Genomic DNA, 12754 nt, shown 5'->3' with positions numbered 1-12754 from the left:
TCTCGCCTCGCTCCGACAGGTCGGACGATCAACTAACATTGTATGCTTTGTGGCCGGCAGCGGCAAAGCTAGGATGCATCTGTCGGAAAAAAGCCAGGCAGGGGGATACGGCCATGGCGGCGGCAACGGGCAATCCTGGCGCAAAAGATGATGATACGACGCAGGCCGGATGGCTTGGGCGTCTTGGATTCAAAAAGCTGGATGCTCATACACCGGTTTTTACGCCGGTCCTCGATGCCGAGCTTGAACACCTGTGCAGCCGGCACCGTGTCCGCAAGCTGCATCTGAAAGCGCGTGACGACGTACGGACCGCCGCTGCCACGGCGCAGCCTCTGGAAATCGCCACATCGGCGGCGGAGGCCCTGCGGATGTCTGCCCCGCGCCGGCGTGCCATGCCCGCCGCGACCGCGACCGGTCCGGCAGAGGATGAAAAATCCGACCGGCCGGACCTGCGCGCCGCCGAGCTGTCCGCCCTGGCGTTGTCCGGCGGCGGTATTCGTTCGGCGGCCTTTGCCAGCGGCGTGATGCAGGCCATGGCGCAGGCCGGAAAGCTGGAATGCTTCGACTATCTTTCCACCGTGTCCGGCGGTGGCTATACCGGATCGGCCCTGACCTGGGCGCTCTACGATCAGGCCACCAAGGGGGCCAACGATCTCGCCGACCTGAAGATCATCCGCAACACCAGCCAGCCGAACCCGTTTCATCCCGCACCGGGCGACCGCAAGGTCACCTTGCTGGGCCATATCCGCGAACGCGCGAGCTATCTGGCGCCGACCCAGACGCTAAACCTGCTGACGGCGATCGGTAACACGCTGCGCCTGTCGATCAGTTCCCTGCTGATCTATGCCGCGCTGGCGCTCTGCTTCGCCTTACCGCCAACCGCGATCTATGTCGCCGGCTCCGGCTGGCTGCATGACAGCTGTTCCTGGTTCGGTACAGCGACGCCACAAACGGCGGGTGCCTATGCGCTGCTGCTGCTGTCCGCACTGGGATTTGCCATGCTCCTGCTGCTGCCGCTTCTGCGGCAGGCGTGGAAGCGCGATTTTGAATCCACCCATGCCATCCGTGTCGCCGTGCTGCAGGATTTTTCCGCCTGGAGTGCCGGCCTTCTGCTGCTGGCCTTGGCCGCGACGCTGCCGCTCAGTCATGATTATATCGCGCGGCAGGATATTGGCGCAGCCATTGCGAAGCTGGCGGGGCTGGCGGTCGCCGGCGGCGCCAGTGGATTGCTATCCCTGATCCAGCGGCTGGATGACCGGCTGCGCATATTGCTGGTGCGCCTTGCCGCCACGATCCTGGCCTATCTGGCCGGCCTGGCCCTGTATGCTGTTGCCCTGTGGCTGGTTCAGGTCGCCATGACCATTCCATTCTCTATTGCCGCCGGCACCTATCTCGCCGTGGCCGGGCTGATCGTGATTGCGTGCTATCGCTACAATCCGAACTTCATCTCGCCGCACCGTTTCTATCGCGACCGTCTGATGGAGACCTTCATGCCTGCGGCCGACGGGCAGGGCTATGCCGCACCCGATGCCGCCAACCTGTCGGTCATGTGCGGGCTGGACCGCCCCGGGCCCTATCGCGGGCCGTATCACATCGTCAACACCAACGTCATCTTGAACCGTTCGCGGCAGCCCCGCTATTACCAGCGTGGCGGCGACAGCTTCATGCTGTCCCCGCTTTATTCCGGCAGCGCGGCCACCGGCTGGCTGAAAACGGCGCAGCAGAGCAAGGCGAGCAATCATTCGCTCAGCCTGGCCACCGCGATGGCGATCTCGGCGGCGGCCGCCAATCCCAACACGGCTGGTGGCGAGGATGGCCTGATGCGCCGCTGGTCGATCAGTTTCCTCATGACCCTGCTGAACATCCGGCTGGGCTATTGGCAGCCCAATCCGGGGAAGCCGGTCAGGCCAGGCAGCAAGAGTACCGCGCCGCCGAATTTCCTGCGGCCCGGGGTCATGTCGCTGGTGTCGGATTATGGCCGCGAGCATGAATCCTTTGTCGAACTGAGCGATGGCGGTCATTTCGACAATACCGGGCTTTACGAACTGTTCCGCCGTCGCGTCCGCACCATCGTGCTGTCCGATGCATCCTGCGATCCGGATTTCTCGCTGGACGACCTAGGCCGCGCGCTGGCGCTGGCACAGATCGATTTCGGCATTGCCGCGGTGTTCGATCCGATGCCGCAGGCTGACAGCCGCGCCCTGTGGGCCGAGCTGGACCGCGATCCGGCCCAGCCGAATGCCTATCGCGGCAAGGGCTATCCCGCGATCAGCGACGGCGTCCGCGCCAAGCTGCTGCGGGACGGTTTCGTCACGGCCACGATAGCCTATCCCGGCGGCGAATCCGGGCGGCTGATCTACCTGAAGCCCGCGCTGGTCAGCGACGCGCCGGTCGACCTGCTGGCCTATGCGCTGGACTATCCGGATTTCCCGCATCACAGCACGGGCGATCAGTTCTTCAGCGAACGGCGCTTCGAAAGCTACCGTCGCCTCGGCTTCTTCATCGCCGAGAAGATGATGAAAGCGGAATTCGCCTAGGCCGGCCCGCGTCACGGAGCCAGGGTGACGATGATCGGCGCGTGATCGGAGGCCTTTTCCATGCCGCGCATGGCCTTGATCACCTGCGCGCCCTTCAGGCGGTCCTGCAGCTGCGGACTGACCCAGACATGGTCCAGTCGGCGGCCCTTGTCGGCCAGCTCCCAGTTCGGCGAACGGTAGCTCCACCAGGAATACAGCTTCTCGGCCGGCGGCACGAAATGACGCACGGCATCCACCCAGCCGCGCGCGGCCTGCATCTTCAGCAGGCCCTCGGTTTCGACAGGCGTGTGGCTCACCACGTCCAGCAGCTGCTTGTGCGACCACACATCGGTCTCCAGCGGCGCGATGTTCAGGTCGCCGACCAGGATTTCCCGGCCGCCCTTCTTCTTCAGGCCGGCCGACCATTTGGTCATGCCGTCCAGCACATCCAGCTTATGGGCGAACTTGTCGTTCTTCTTCGCGTCCGGAATGTCGCCGCCAGCCGGCACATAGTAATTGTGCAGGATGGTGCCGTCGGCCAGTTCGGCCGCGATATGGCGGCGGTCGTCGCGGCCGGCCAGCTTCAGCTTCTCCTTCAGCACCACCGGCGCCTTGGCAAAGATCGCCACGCCGTTATAGCCCGGCTGGCCATGGATCAGGCGATGGGCATAGCCGCGCTGCTCGAACAGGTCGTGCGGGAAATCCTCGTCCTTCACCTTGGTTTCCTGCAGGCAGAGGATGTCGGGGTCATGCTGGCGCAGGAAGGCATCCATCAAGGCAAGGCGCGCGCGCACCGAGTTGATGTTCCAGGTGGCCAGGGTGATGGGGCGGGACAGGGCTGTCTTTGCGGATGCTTTTGCCATGCCGCCATTTTAGCCCAGTCCGCCCCCCTGTTCCAGATGCCGGCCTTTATTCGGCGGGTACAGGCTGCCGCCTGCTGCCGCGCAGCGTCAGCAGCGCCACCACCAGGGTCGCTACCGCGCAGATGGCGATGCCGCCGGTCATCTTCAGGCCGACGCCGTTGATGAACTTGCCGCTGACGCCGATCACCACCGCGCCGATTGCAAGCTGCAGGGTCGCCATCAGCGACGAGGCCATGCCGGCCGCCTCGCCATAGGCTTCCAGCGCCAGCACGGATGCCGTGGGCAGCAGGAAGCCGAGGCAGCCATAACCCAGCAGCAGCAGCGCCATCGTCAGGTAGAGGTTGTCCAGCCCGATCGCGTTCAGCGCAAAGACCAGCACCATCATCGCCGTGAAGCCGAGAATCGAAGGCATCACCAATGCGCGCAGGCCGAACCGCGCCCCCAGCCGGCCGCAGAACTGCGCGGCGAAGAAGAAGGCGGCGGCATTCAGCGAAAAGGTGACACTGAAGCCGATCGGCGACAGGCCATACTGGCCCATCATCACGAAAGGTGCATTGGCCAGAAAAACGAAGAAGGCGCAGATGGCAAAGCTGCTCGCCAGCGTCAGGCCCATGAAGGTCCTGTCGGTGAAAAGTTGCCGGCTGGCCCCGACCATACTGCCGATACTGGTCTCGGCGCGCTGTGCCGCCGAGCGCGTCTCCGGCACCAGCAGCAGGCCGAGGATGCTGGCGAAGACGGCGATGCCGGCGACGAACCAGAAGACGGTGCGCCAACCCAATGCATCGATGATCACGCTGCCGAACATCGGTGCCAGCAGAGGCGACACGCTGAAGACCAGCATCAGCAGGCCGAGCAGCTTCGCCTCTTCCACGCCGCTATGCAGGTCGCGCACGATGGCGCGCGGGATCACGATGCCGGCTGCCCCTCCAAGGCCCTGTAAAAAGCGGAAAGCGATCAGCGTTTCGACCGTGTCGGCCAGCGCGCAGCCCACGCTGGCGCCGATGAACAGCGCTACGCCGAAATAGAGCGGCAGCCGCCGGCCCAGCAGGTCCGAGATCGGGCCGAAGACAAGCTGGCCGATCGCGAAGGTGATGAAGAAAGCGGTCAGGCTCATCAGAACCTTGTCGGGGTCTGCCTGCAGGTTGTCGCCGATGAATGGCAGCGACGGCAGATACATGTCGATGGCAAACGGGCCGATGGCGGTGAGCAGGCCGAGGATCAGGGCGTTGCGCAGGAAATGCGCGCCGGCCCGGGGATCGGTATGAGTGGGTTGAGCGGTCATGGAAATACTGCCTTTGAACTGCAAAAGGGGAGACGCGCCCCAAAACTGGGACGTTGATATATGATTTGGGGATGAGGGCGCCGGCCGGCCGGCCTGCAGATGCAGACGGGCGAGCGTTGTATAAAGCGAACTGGCCGCCCTGGCCACCGTAGAATTGTCACGATGCAATCCGCATCGTTTGCTGTTGCAGATCAGCCACATCAGATCGATCTCGATCAGGGGAGACCGCCCATGCCGATGCATCTTGAAGGATCCTGCCGCTGCGGCGCCGTGCGCTTCGGCCTCGACAGCCACACGCCTGTCCCCTACCAGCTCTGTTATTGCAGCATCTGCCGCAAGACAGCCGGCGGCGGCGGCTTTGCCATCAATCTGGGCGGCCTTTCCGCTAGCCTGAAGATCGTGAAAGGCCGGCGCAGCATCGGTGTCTACCGGGCGGAAATCTGCGACGACGACGGGAAAAACTGCGAGACCAGCTCAGGCGAGCGCAATTTCTGCAAACGCTGCGCCACCGCGCTCTGGCTCTTTGATCCCACCTGGCCCGATCTGATCCATCCCTTCGCCTCGGCTATCGACACGCCGCTGCCCGCGCCGCCGGCGCGGGTGCATCTGATGCTGCGCTACAAGCCCGGCTGGGTAAAGCCCAGGATCGGCCGGAATGACGAGACATATGATCTGTATCCGAAACTCTCGCTGGCCGAATGGCACAAGAAACACAAGGTTTGGGTGCGTTAGACCTGAAGCGGTTTACGCCCGCGCACCGAGGTTGAAATCGCATTGGTATGGATATCGGTCAATCCGAACTCCCTGAACCACTGCGTGACTTCCTCCTCCGAATGAACGCCGTGATAGCTTGGCGTATAACTATCGAACAGAGTCAGAGCCGAGCGCAACGCGGTTTCGTGATGGGTCGTGAACGGCATCTGCCGGATGAACATTTCCAGCAGCGGATGACCTCGGTTGGCACGCGCCACATCGCTGATCCAGACGCACCAGTCATTGAAGGCCTTGTGCGGCACCCGCGAGGTGAAGGGGATCCATTCTTTCCGGCGCGAGAATATACGCGAGTCATAAACCCAGATCGCGAATTCCCCGCCCGCCTTCACCAGAGGCACCAGTTTGGCAGCATAGCCGCGGGTATCCGGCGTGTGATGCAGCACCCCGGTGGATATGACCATGTCGAAGCATTCCGGCCGGAAAGGCAGGTTTGCTATATCGGCCTGCAGCACGGCTGCTGTGGGAAAGCGGACAAGCTGGTGCTGTGCAACATCGACGGAGTCGCTCAAATCCACGCCGATGACATAGGCACCCCATTCGGCCAGGATTTCCGACACACGGCCGGTGCCGCAGCCAGCGTCTAGGAACAGCCTGCCTTTCACCTGTTCGGGCGAAAGGCCGAATTTGCCGATGAAGTCGCGCCGGCTCAATTTTGAGGCATGCGCGCTATTATGCTGTGCCGTGGTGTATTTCGTCCACTGGAACGAGAAGGACTTCACATATTGATCGGACGACACGAAACGCGGCACGTGATTGACCACCGGCACGCTGGTGCCGTCCGTGAATTCCAGCCGTTCCGCATCGCAGGCGCGGATCGGTGCCTTGAAGATCTGACCCAGCTTCTCGGCAAAGACCGGATCCAGCGTTTTGCCGAAGGTGGCATTAAGATCAATGGGCATACGCGCCCTCCGCCGGACAGGTCATGGTTATGGCGTCGCCATCATGCGTCAGCCGCAGCGTCAGGCCGCGCTGGGTGCCGTCGGGCGAAAAGGCATTGATAAGCGTTTCCGTTGTCTCGTCATCAAGCCGTGCCCCGAACGAAAGCTCGCCACTCCGGATCGCTTTGCAGAAGGATGTGATCCAGGCTTTCTGCATGTCCACGCCGCCGCAGGCATCGCCCAAATCCCGGCGCAGGGGCGCGATATCGGCGCAGGCGATCTCGCCGCCTTGAAGGCCGTCCTGATCGTTCCAGTCCAGGTGGCACCGCAGCCAGGAAAGCGCGGCCCGCCCCAGTTCAAGGTGGTCGAGGCGGATGCGGTAATCCGTGCTGAACCCCAACCTGCAGGTTAACCATGCGGCTTCCGGCAGGCCTGCCCCGGTCAGACCATGCAGGTCGAACGCGACATGATTCCAGGCCTGGCCGGGCGCCTGCGCCCAATGGATCGTTGCGCTCTCCGCCTGCAGGGGGGGTAGGCCATACCGCGACAGGTCGATTCGTATATCACGCAATCTAAGCGTGGTCGGCCCAGGCACATCGATTTTGCCTACCGTCAGGATAGGGCCGGCATAAATCTGCAGTTTCGCCAGCAGCCAGGCGCCGATATTGCCCATCTCCGTGCGCCGCTCGTTCAGCGCCAGCAGCGCTTGAATCATGTTTGTGTTGAAGGTGAGCGTCTCAAGCAGAATATACTTGCGGCCGGCCTTGGCGGGATCGGCATTGTCGAGGGTGGAAAAGAATATATGCCGGCCGATATGGATATGCCGGCCCTCACCATAGGTACGCACATTGTAAAGGGTGGCCTCATCGGCGCGCTTTTCCGGTTGGACGGGAAAGCGCGGCAGCGGCTTGCCGTCTTCCAGCACCATGAAAGGCGAGACGCCGAGCCGCTCGTCGATGGTATCGACGTCAACCTCAACAATGTAGCTGAATCCCTGGTCCCGGCTGGACTTCACCGGCGAGACGAAACGCGGGGCGCGCAGGAAACTGCCGATAAAGAGAGGCAGGACGCGCTGCCGCGTGGCCAAGCCGCTCAGGCGGGTCGTATGGAAAAGCGCCAGCCCCGCCGAGATCAGGCCAATAGAAAAAAGATTATACTGCGGCACGACATTCCCTGCTTATCCAGCGCCGATATCCGGTGGGTATGATGGCCGGCGGTCCGTTAAGAATGCGTGAGGCCGATCCAGCAGCGATGCTCCCCGTCAGCCGGCCTCAGCCTTCATCTGCGCCGGATCGTAGTAGAAGCGTTCGCGCCAGATCTTCTCGCCTTTCCAGGTCTGGTGCGCCAGTTCCTCGATGCGGCGTTTGCTGCCATCCTTGAACTCAAACCGGAAGATCCAGTGCACCACCACGGTGTCGCCGTCGATCAGCACCGGCCGCACGCATTCGCTGGCCACGCTTTTCGCCCGCGCCAGCACGGCGCGTTCATGGGCCACCAGTTTGTCGCGGCCCTGGCGCGGCGGCTCGGTCAGGTTTTCCTGCATGCTGGCATCTTCGGTATAGAAACGCTCGATCGCCTCGTCATGGCGGTTGCTTTCCACCAGGGCGATGAAATCTTCCACGGTCTGCCGGCTCGGCATGGCTGTCCTCCCGTTCGCGGTATTTATCCTAGCGCATTGCGGCGCACTGTCGCACGCGGCGATACCTGCTTGATCAGGGTCATAAAATCAGTATTGTAGATGCATGTTAACGCGTACCGACAAGGTTTTCGCCATTGCCATCACGCTCGCCCTGCTGGGTGCGCTGGGCATGGCCATTGTCATGGCTGTCCGGTTCTGGACCGGCATGGCAGCCGATTTCGATCCGGCCGCCACCTGGCCGCTGATCTGGGGCGTGGTGCTCAGCCTGGTGCTGGGCGCCATCGTGGTGGGCGTGTTCCTCTACGGTCGCCGCCGGGAAATCCGCGGCGAGGACTGAGGTCAGTCCGTCCAAAACAGAGCGCCGGCCTAAAACAGATTGAACGTGTTGCCGGTGATGCCGAGCGGCAGACGGCCGGCTTCGAACAGGCGGAATTTCAGCGCGAAGGGATGTTCGGCATCGCCATCTGCCGCCAGCACCAGCGCGGCCTGATAGGCCGCCTGCGCCGCCGCCCCGGCCGCCACCTGCAGCAGGGCCGGATCGCTCACGCCCTGTTTCGCCGCACTGGCCGTGGCGCGATCGAAGGCTTTTTCGCTGGCCCGCGTCGAGACATGCTCCAGCGCCACCATCAGGTCGTGTTCGGGATTGAGCAGCAAAGCCTCATCCAGCAGGCTCTTGCGCATCTGTTCCTCGGCCTGCCACCAGTCATCGCCCCAGTCGGGTGCCTGCGCGGCATGGGATGCCGCCAGCCAGTCTTCCACACCGGCGATGCCGATGCCGGGAAAGCCCAGCCCGGCGATATAACCCTCGGCATCGGCCAGCTGCGCCTTGCTCAGCGGCCGGCCCACGGCCGAGAACCACGGCAGGCCGCCCACCAGCTTCGCCAGCCGTGCCACGGCACGCAGGCCATCGAGGTCGTCGCTGCCGCCATCGCCGCCGATCTCGAAATCGTCGTCGAGGTCTTCGTCGTCATTGGCGACTTCCACGATCTTGGTGATCTTGGCCATGAGGATCCTTTTAACGGTTGCCGCGGCTTTCGCGCCACAGGCCCAAAGCTTTCTGCACCGGCCTGTCGGAGAAGCTGAACAGCACGGCATCGGTATCCGGCGCGTGATGGCGATGCGGCACCCAGCTCGGTATCACGAAGGTATCGCGTTTGCCCCAGTCGAACCGCTGCTGGCTCTCGCCCTCGCCCACCAGCGTATAGCCATTGCCTTCCACCACGCTGAACACCGTGGCGTCTGAGCAGCGATAGCTGGTGCCGGCAAAGCCTTTGGGCAGCAGCTGCATGAAGGTGCCGATGGTCGGCATGGCGCTCTGGCCGGTGGCCGGGTTGATGTATTGCAGCTTCAGCCCGTGGCAAGGATCCCATTCTTCGGCCCGGCGCATGATCTCCAGCGCCTCGCGCGTGCGGCTGTAGGGATAGTTGAACACAGGCGAGGTGGGTGTCTTTACCTCGTGATCGACGGGCAGCAGGCCCGAGCCGTAGCGCGCCAGGGCATCGCCGGCCGGGCGCGACAGCGGCTGGCTGTCTTCCGGCAGGCGTTCCATGAAGGAACAGTCCAGCGCCTGGATCAGCGGAATGTCCAGGCCGTCCATCCACACCATCGGCCGGTCGCTGTCGTTGCCGTGGTCGTGCCAGGTCCAGCTCGGTGTGATGACGAAATCGCCTTCGTGCATGATGGTCTTTTCGCCATCCACCGCCGTATAGGCGCCATCGCCCTCGACGATGAAGCGCAACGCCGATTGCGTGTGGCGATGCGCCGGCGCCACTTCGCCCGGCAGGATCAGCTGCAGGCCGGCATAGAGCGAGGTGGTGATGCGCGACTGGCCCGGCATACCGGGATTTTCCAGGATCAGCACGCGGCGTTCGGCTTCCTTCGCCGTGATCAGCCGGCCGGCCTCCATGATGTCGTCGCGGATATCGGCGTAATGCCAGATTGCCGGCTGGCAGGCGCTTTTCGGCTGCGGGATCACCAGGGCGTGCAGCACTTCCCACAGCGGCGTCATCTTGCGCGTGCCGATCTTGTCGTAATAGGCACGGCGCTGCTGCATCACGGCCTGGTCGATCTGTGGCTGCTGAGTCATGGCGTCATCCTCGTCTCCCGCTGTCTGGGCGTCGGTCCCCATCTTACTAAGGGGCGCGGGATTGCGGCCTACAATATCAGACTACGGATGAAACCCAAGCCACGATGCCACAGCGCAGTCCGGACGATTCATCGTCCGGACTGCAAAACGGTCAGGTGCGGAAAAAGGCCACCATTTCGGCCAGGTCACCGGCCTGCTGCGACAGGCTCTGGGCTGCGGCCGTGGTTTCCTCGACGAGGGCGGCATTGCGCTGGGTCATCTCATCCATCTGGCCCACGGCGGTGTTGATCTGATCCAGGCCGGTCGCCTGTTCGCGACTGGCTGCCGCGATTTCGGCCACGATGTCGCTCACCTTCTTGATCGAGGCCACGATCTCGGTCAGCGAAGCGCCGGTGCGGTTCACCAGCTCGGCCCCGGTCTTCACCTGGGTGTTCGACTCGGTGATCAGGGCCTTGATGTCCTTCGACGCATTGGCCGAGCGCTGGGCCAGCGCGCGCACCTCCTGCGCCACCACGGCAAAGCCCTTGCCGGCCTCGCCGGCACGGGCAGCCTCCACGCTGGCATTGAGCGCCAGCAGGTTGGTCTGGAAGGCGATCTCGTCGATCAGGCCGACGATATCGGCGATCTTGCGCGCGCTCTCCTCGATCTGCGTCACGGCCGAAACCGCTTCGGAGACCACTTGTCCGCCGCGTTCCGCCGTATCCCGTGCTGCCGTGGCCAGCTGGTTGGCGGCCTGGGCATTGTCGGCATTCTGCTTCACCGTTGTGGTGATCTCGTGCATTGAGGCAGCAGTTTCCTCGATGCTCGCCGCCTGGCTTTCCGTGCGCTGGGCAAGATCCTGGCTGCCGGTAGAGATTTCCGCAGAAGCACCGCTGACGGCCGTTGCCGTATCACGCAGGCGGCCGGCCAGACCGCGCAGCTTTTCCGACATGCCGTTGATGCCATTCTTCAGGGCGCCAAAGACGCCTTCATACTGGCCTTTCACCGAACGGGTCAGGTCGCCTTCAGCCATGGCCCCGGCCACATCGGAAATCTCTCCGGTCATGTCCTGCAATGTAGAAGAGAGATTGTTGAGTTGGCGCGAAAGCTCCAGCAGCACGCCATCCTTCCCTTCTTCATGCAGGCGCCGGCTCAAGTCGCCCTGCAGAATCGCATTGCAGAAGGTGGAAATTTCGGCAGCCACCTCGGCATCGCGGCGGCGCTGTTCCTCTTCGCGGCGACGCTCGGTTTCGATGCGCTGTCGTTCCTCCGCTTCCAGACGCTGCCGTTCCTCGGCATTGAGGCGGAACACTCCCAGGGCGCGCGCCATGTCGGCGATCTCGTCGCTGCGGCGCAGAACCGGGATTTCCTGCTTGAACTGGCCTTCCGACAGCCGGTTCATGATGCCGATCATCCGCACCAGTGGCCCGGCGATGCCGCGCCCGATCAGAACCGCCAGGGCAAAACCCGCCAGGCCGGTCGCCAGCATCACGCCGAACATCCAGATCACGGATTGATCGCGAGCGCTCTTCGATGCGGCCTTGGATGCAGTCACCTCGGCTTGATTGTATTCGAACAGCCGGTCAAAGACCGGAATCATCGCCTGCCCGACATCTTCCACCCGCTTGATCTGCGCATCGAGCTGCAGACGAATGTCGGCATAGGCATTGAAGTCTTTGACATAAGCTTCCATGAGGGGCAGCAGGTTGCCGAGATTCTCGGCCTGCATGCGGGCCTGCAACGCTTCGGCTTCCTTGTTGAGGGTCTGGCGGTAACGATCCTCGATGCGAAGCTGGAAATCCTTTTCGCGTCGGCGCAAGGTAAGGAGCGCGGCTTGATACGATGCATCGCGATCCTTGAACTGGGTCTCCACCTCATGCACGGCCTTGCGCAGGGCGCCCTGCAGACCCACGGTTTCATCGAAACCCATGGTTCGGAAACTTTGCAGCAGAGCGGTAAAACCGAGTTCGTATTCGGCGAATTTCTGGCCAATCTCGCCGCCCATCTGTTTCTCCTCTGCCGTGGTCAGCAGTCTGTCCATGGCTGCGATGCGGGCCTTGGTGCGTGCCAGGCTTTCACTATGCGCTTTCAGGCTGTCTTCGGAGGGGGCTGAAATGAAGGCTTTCTCAAGAATGCGCATTTGCATGAAATTTCCGCGCGCATCTGCAACGGCGGACAGCATCGTCGATGCCTCGGCATCCTGCTGCGCGTAGCGTTCGGCCGTTTGATTCTGCAGGAAGAGGATCAGGCCCAGTACAAGGAAGGCAATCGGCAGGATCGCGCCGATGCCCAGGATCTTCATGGATACGGAAATTTTCACGATGCTTGCCCCCCGTTTCAGTGGATTTTGTACTGCACCGGCTTTTATGCCGGGCACCAGCAGTTCCTGAACAAAGCGGACGCGTTACAATCCTTGGATGTAGGCGGGATTTTCGCAAGGAAAAGCCTGTTAAGGCGCGCCAAAAAGAAAACGCCCGGTCGGGGGGACGAACCGGGCGTTTCGCGCAAGGATAAATCTGCGCCAGAAAGGCACCGAAAAGGGGGGGTTCCCGGTGCCGGCAGCGGCATGGCGCCGCCGCATGCAACCGATATGGGAAGCACAATCCGGCTTGCCAAGTACCGGCAGGCCATAATCTGCGGGCACATTTCCGTGAAAGGCATCGGCGCCGCGCAAGAGACTGAGGAGTAAGCCTGATTCAGGGCCTTGCGCGGTGTGCAGGCCAGCCCTGCGCCATGT

General features: G+C 62.8%; 12 protein-coding genes. 4 read left to right on the top strand and 8 right to left on the bottom strand.

What is annotated here, in order from left to right:
• The first annotated feature begins 113 nt into the window (after positions 1 to 113).
• Entirely contained in the window at positions 114 to 2537 is a 2424-nt protein-coding gene (locus tag ACK4FJ_RS06485; protein WP_409765037.1) for a patatin-like phospholipase family protein, read from the top strand.
• 11 nt (positions 2538 to 2548) lie between these two features.
• Here ACK4FJ_RS06485 and xth read toward each other — a convergent pair whose 3' ends face one another.
• Together xth and ACK4FJ_RS06475 are read right to left on the bottom strand one after the other, a co-directional pair.
• Positions 2549 to 3379, bottom strand: coding sequence for an exodeoxyribonuclease III (gene xth / locus ACK4FJ_RS06480; protein ID WP_409765036.1), 831 nt, complete (start codon positions 3377 to 3379; stop codon positions 2549 to 2551).
• A 46-nt stretch (positions 3380 to 3425) separates the two neighbouring features.
• Positions 3426 to 4661, bottom strand: a complete 1236-nt coding sequence (locus ACK4FJ_RS06475) for a multidrug effflux MFS transporter (protein WP_409765035.1) — start codon at positions 4659 to 4661, stop codon at positions 3426 to 3428.
• 231 nt (positions 4662 to 4892) lie between these two features.
• Here ACK4FJ_RS06475 and ACK4FJ_RS06470 point away from each other — a divergent pair, with 231 nt between their 5' ends.
• A complete protein-coding gene (locus ACK4FJ_RS06470) occupies positions 4893 to 5393 on the top strand; it encodes a GFA family protein (RefSeq protein WP_409765034.1) in 501 nt (166 codons plus the stop codon).
• On the opposite strand, the gene ACK4FJ_RS06465 is transcribed toward ACK4FJ_RS06470, so the two are convergent.
• The 3 genes from ACK4FJ_RS06465 to ACK4FJ_RS06455 all read right to left on the bottom strand — a co-directional run bounded on the left by ACK4FJ_RS06465 (position 5390) and on the right by ACK4FJ_RS06455 (position 7952).
• Positions 5390 to 6334, bottom strand: a complete 945-nt coding sequence (locus ACK4FJ_RS06465; protein WP_409765033.1) for a class I SAM-dependent methyltransferase — start codon at positions 6332 to 6334, stop codon at positions 5390 to 5392. The two genes, ACK4FJ_RS06470 and ACK4FJ_RS06465, sit on opposite strands and share 4 nt — an antisense overlap.
• The gene (locus ACK4FJ_RS06460) at positions 6324 to 7400 is read right to left on the bottom strand and encodes a hypothetical protein (RefSeq protein ID WP_409765032.1); all 1077 of its coding nucleotides are present in this window, start codon (positions 7398 to 7400) and stop codon (positions 6324 to 6326) included. Before ACK4FJ_RS06460 ends, ACK4FJ_RS06465 begins: the two co-directional genes overlap by 11 nt.
• A gap of 174 nt (positions 7401 to 7574) precedes the next feature.
• The gene (locus tag ACK4FJ_RS06455; protein ID WP_409765031.1) at positions 7575 to 7952 is read right to left on the bottom strand and encodes a nuclear transport factor 2 family protein; all 378 of its coding nucleotides are present in this window, start codon (positions 7950 to 7952) and stop codon (positions 7575 to 7577) included.
• Between the two features lie 103 nt (positions 7953 to 8055).
• Between ACK4FJ_RS06455 and ACK4FJ_RS06450 the strand changes: the two genes are divergently transcribed.
• Positions 8056 to 8289: a hypothetical protein gene (locus ACK4FJ_RS06450; protein ID WP_409765030.1), complete on the top strand. Its 234-nt coding sequence runs from the start codon at positions 8056 to 8058 to the stop codon at positions 8287 to 8289.
• A gap of 29 nt (positions 8290 to 8318) precedes the next feature.
• Here the strand turns inward: ACK4FJ_RS06450 and ACK4FJ_RS06445 are convergent, their stop codons facing one another.
• The 3 genes from ACK4FJ_RS06445 to ACK4FJ_RS06435 all read right to left on the bottom strand — a co-directional run bounded on the left by ACK4FJ_RS06445 (position 8319) and on the right by ACK4FJ_RS06435 (position 12163).
• Positions 8319 to 8957 (bottom strand): hypothetical protein, encoded by a 639-nt coding sequence (locus ACK4FJ_RS06445; RefSeq protein WP_409765029.1) that lies wholly within the window; start codon positions 8955 to 8957, stop codon positions 8319 to 8321.
• A 10-nt stretch (positions 8958 to 8967) separates the two neighbouring features.
• Positions 8968 to 10038: a gentisate 1,2-dioxygenase gene (gene gtdA, locus ACK4FJ_RS06440; RefSeq protein WP_409765028.1), complete on the bottom strand. Its 1071-nt coding sequence runs from the start codon at positions 10036 to 10038 to the stop codon at positions 8968 to 8970.
• Between the two features lie 151 nt (positions 10039 to 10189).
• Positions 10190 to 12163, bottom strand: a complete 1974-nt coding sequence (locus ACK4FJ_RS06435; RefSeq protein ID WP_409765027.1) for a methyl-accepting chemotaxis protein — start codon at positions 12161 to 12163, stop codon at positions 10190 to 10192.
• Between ACK4FJ_RS06435 and ACK4FJ_RS06430 the strand changes: the two genes are divergently transcribed.
• A complete protein-coding gene (locus ACK4FJ_RS06430; RefSeq protein ID WP_409765026.1) occupies positions 12158 to 12706 on the top strand; it encodes a hypothetical protein in 549 nt (182 codons plus the stop codon). The genes ACK4FJ_RS06435 and ACK4FJ_RS06430 overlap by 6 nt on opposite strands.
• The last annotated feature ends 48 nt before the right edge of the window (positions 12707 to 12754 follow it).

It is taken from the genome of Ferrovibrio sp. (assembly GCF_046297595.1).
Lineage (GTDB): Bacteria > Pseudomonadota > Alphaproteobacteria > Ferrovibrionales > Ferrovibrionaceae > Ferrovibrio.
This window is presented reverse-complemented; position numbering and strand designations above follow the sequence as displayed.

What these genes read in the sequence shown, in the direction of transcription:
- ACK4FJ_RS06485 (WP_409765037.1), top strand. Translation starts at nt 114, where the DNA reads ATGGCGGCGGCAACGGGCAATCCTGGCGCAAAAGATGATGATACGACG.
- xth (WP_409765036.1), bottom strand. Translation starts at nt 3,379, where the DNA reads ATGGCAAAAGCATCCGCAAAGACAGCCCTGTCCCGCCCCATCACCCTG.
- ACK4FJ_RS06475 (WP_409765035.1), bottom strand. Translation starts at nt 4,661, where the DNA reads ATGACCGCTCAACCCACTCATACCGATCCCCGGGCCGGCGCGCATTTC.
- ACK4FJ_RS06470 (WP_409765034.1), top strand. Translation starts at nt 4,893, where the DNA reads ATGCCGATGCATCTTGAAGGATCCTGCCGCTGCGGCGCCGTGCGCTTC.
- ACK4FJ_RS06465 (WP_409765033.1), bottom strand. Translation starts at nt 6,334, where the DNA reads ATGCCCATTGATCTTAATGCCACCTTCGGCAAAACGCTGGATCCGGTC.
- ACK4FJ_RS06455 (WP_409765031.1), bottom strand. Translation starts at nt 7,952, where the DNA reads ATGCCGAGCCGGCAGACCGTGGAAGATTTCATCGCCCTGGTGGAAAGC.
- ACK4FJ_RS06450 (WP_409765030.1), top strand. Translation starts at nt 8,056, where the DNA reads ATGTTAACGCGTACCGACAAGGTTTTCGCCATTGCCATCACGCTCGCC.
- ACK4FJ_RS06445 (WP_409765029.1), bottom strand. Translation starts at nt 8,957, where the DNA reads ATGGCCAAGATCACCAAGATCGTGGAAGTCGCCAATGACGACGAAGAC.
- gtdA (WP_409765028.1), bottom strand. Translation starts at nt 10,038, where the DNA reads ATGACTCAGCAGCCACAGATCGACCAGGCCGTGATGCAGCAGCGCCGT.
- ACK4FJ_RS06435 (WP_409765027.1), bottom strand. Translation starts at nt 12,163, where the DNA reads ATGCAAATGCGCATTCTTGAGAAAGCCTTCATTTCAGCCCCCTCCGAA.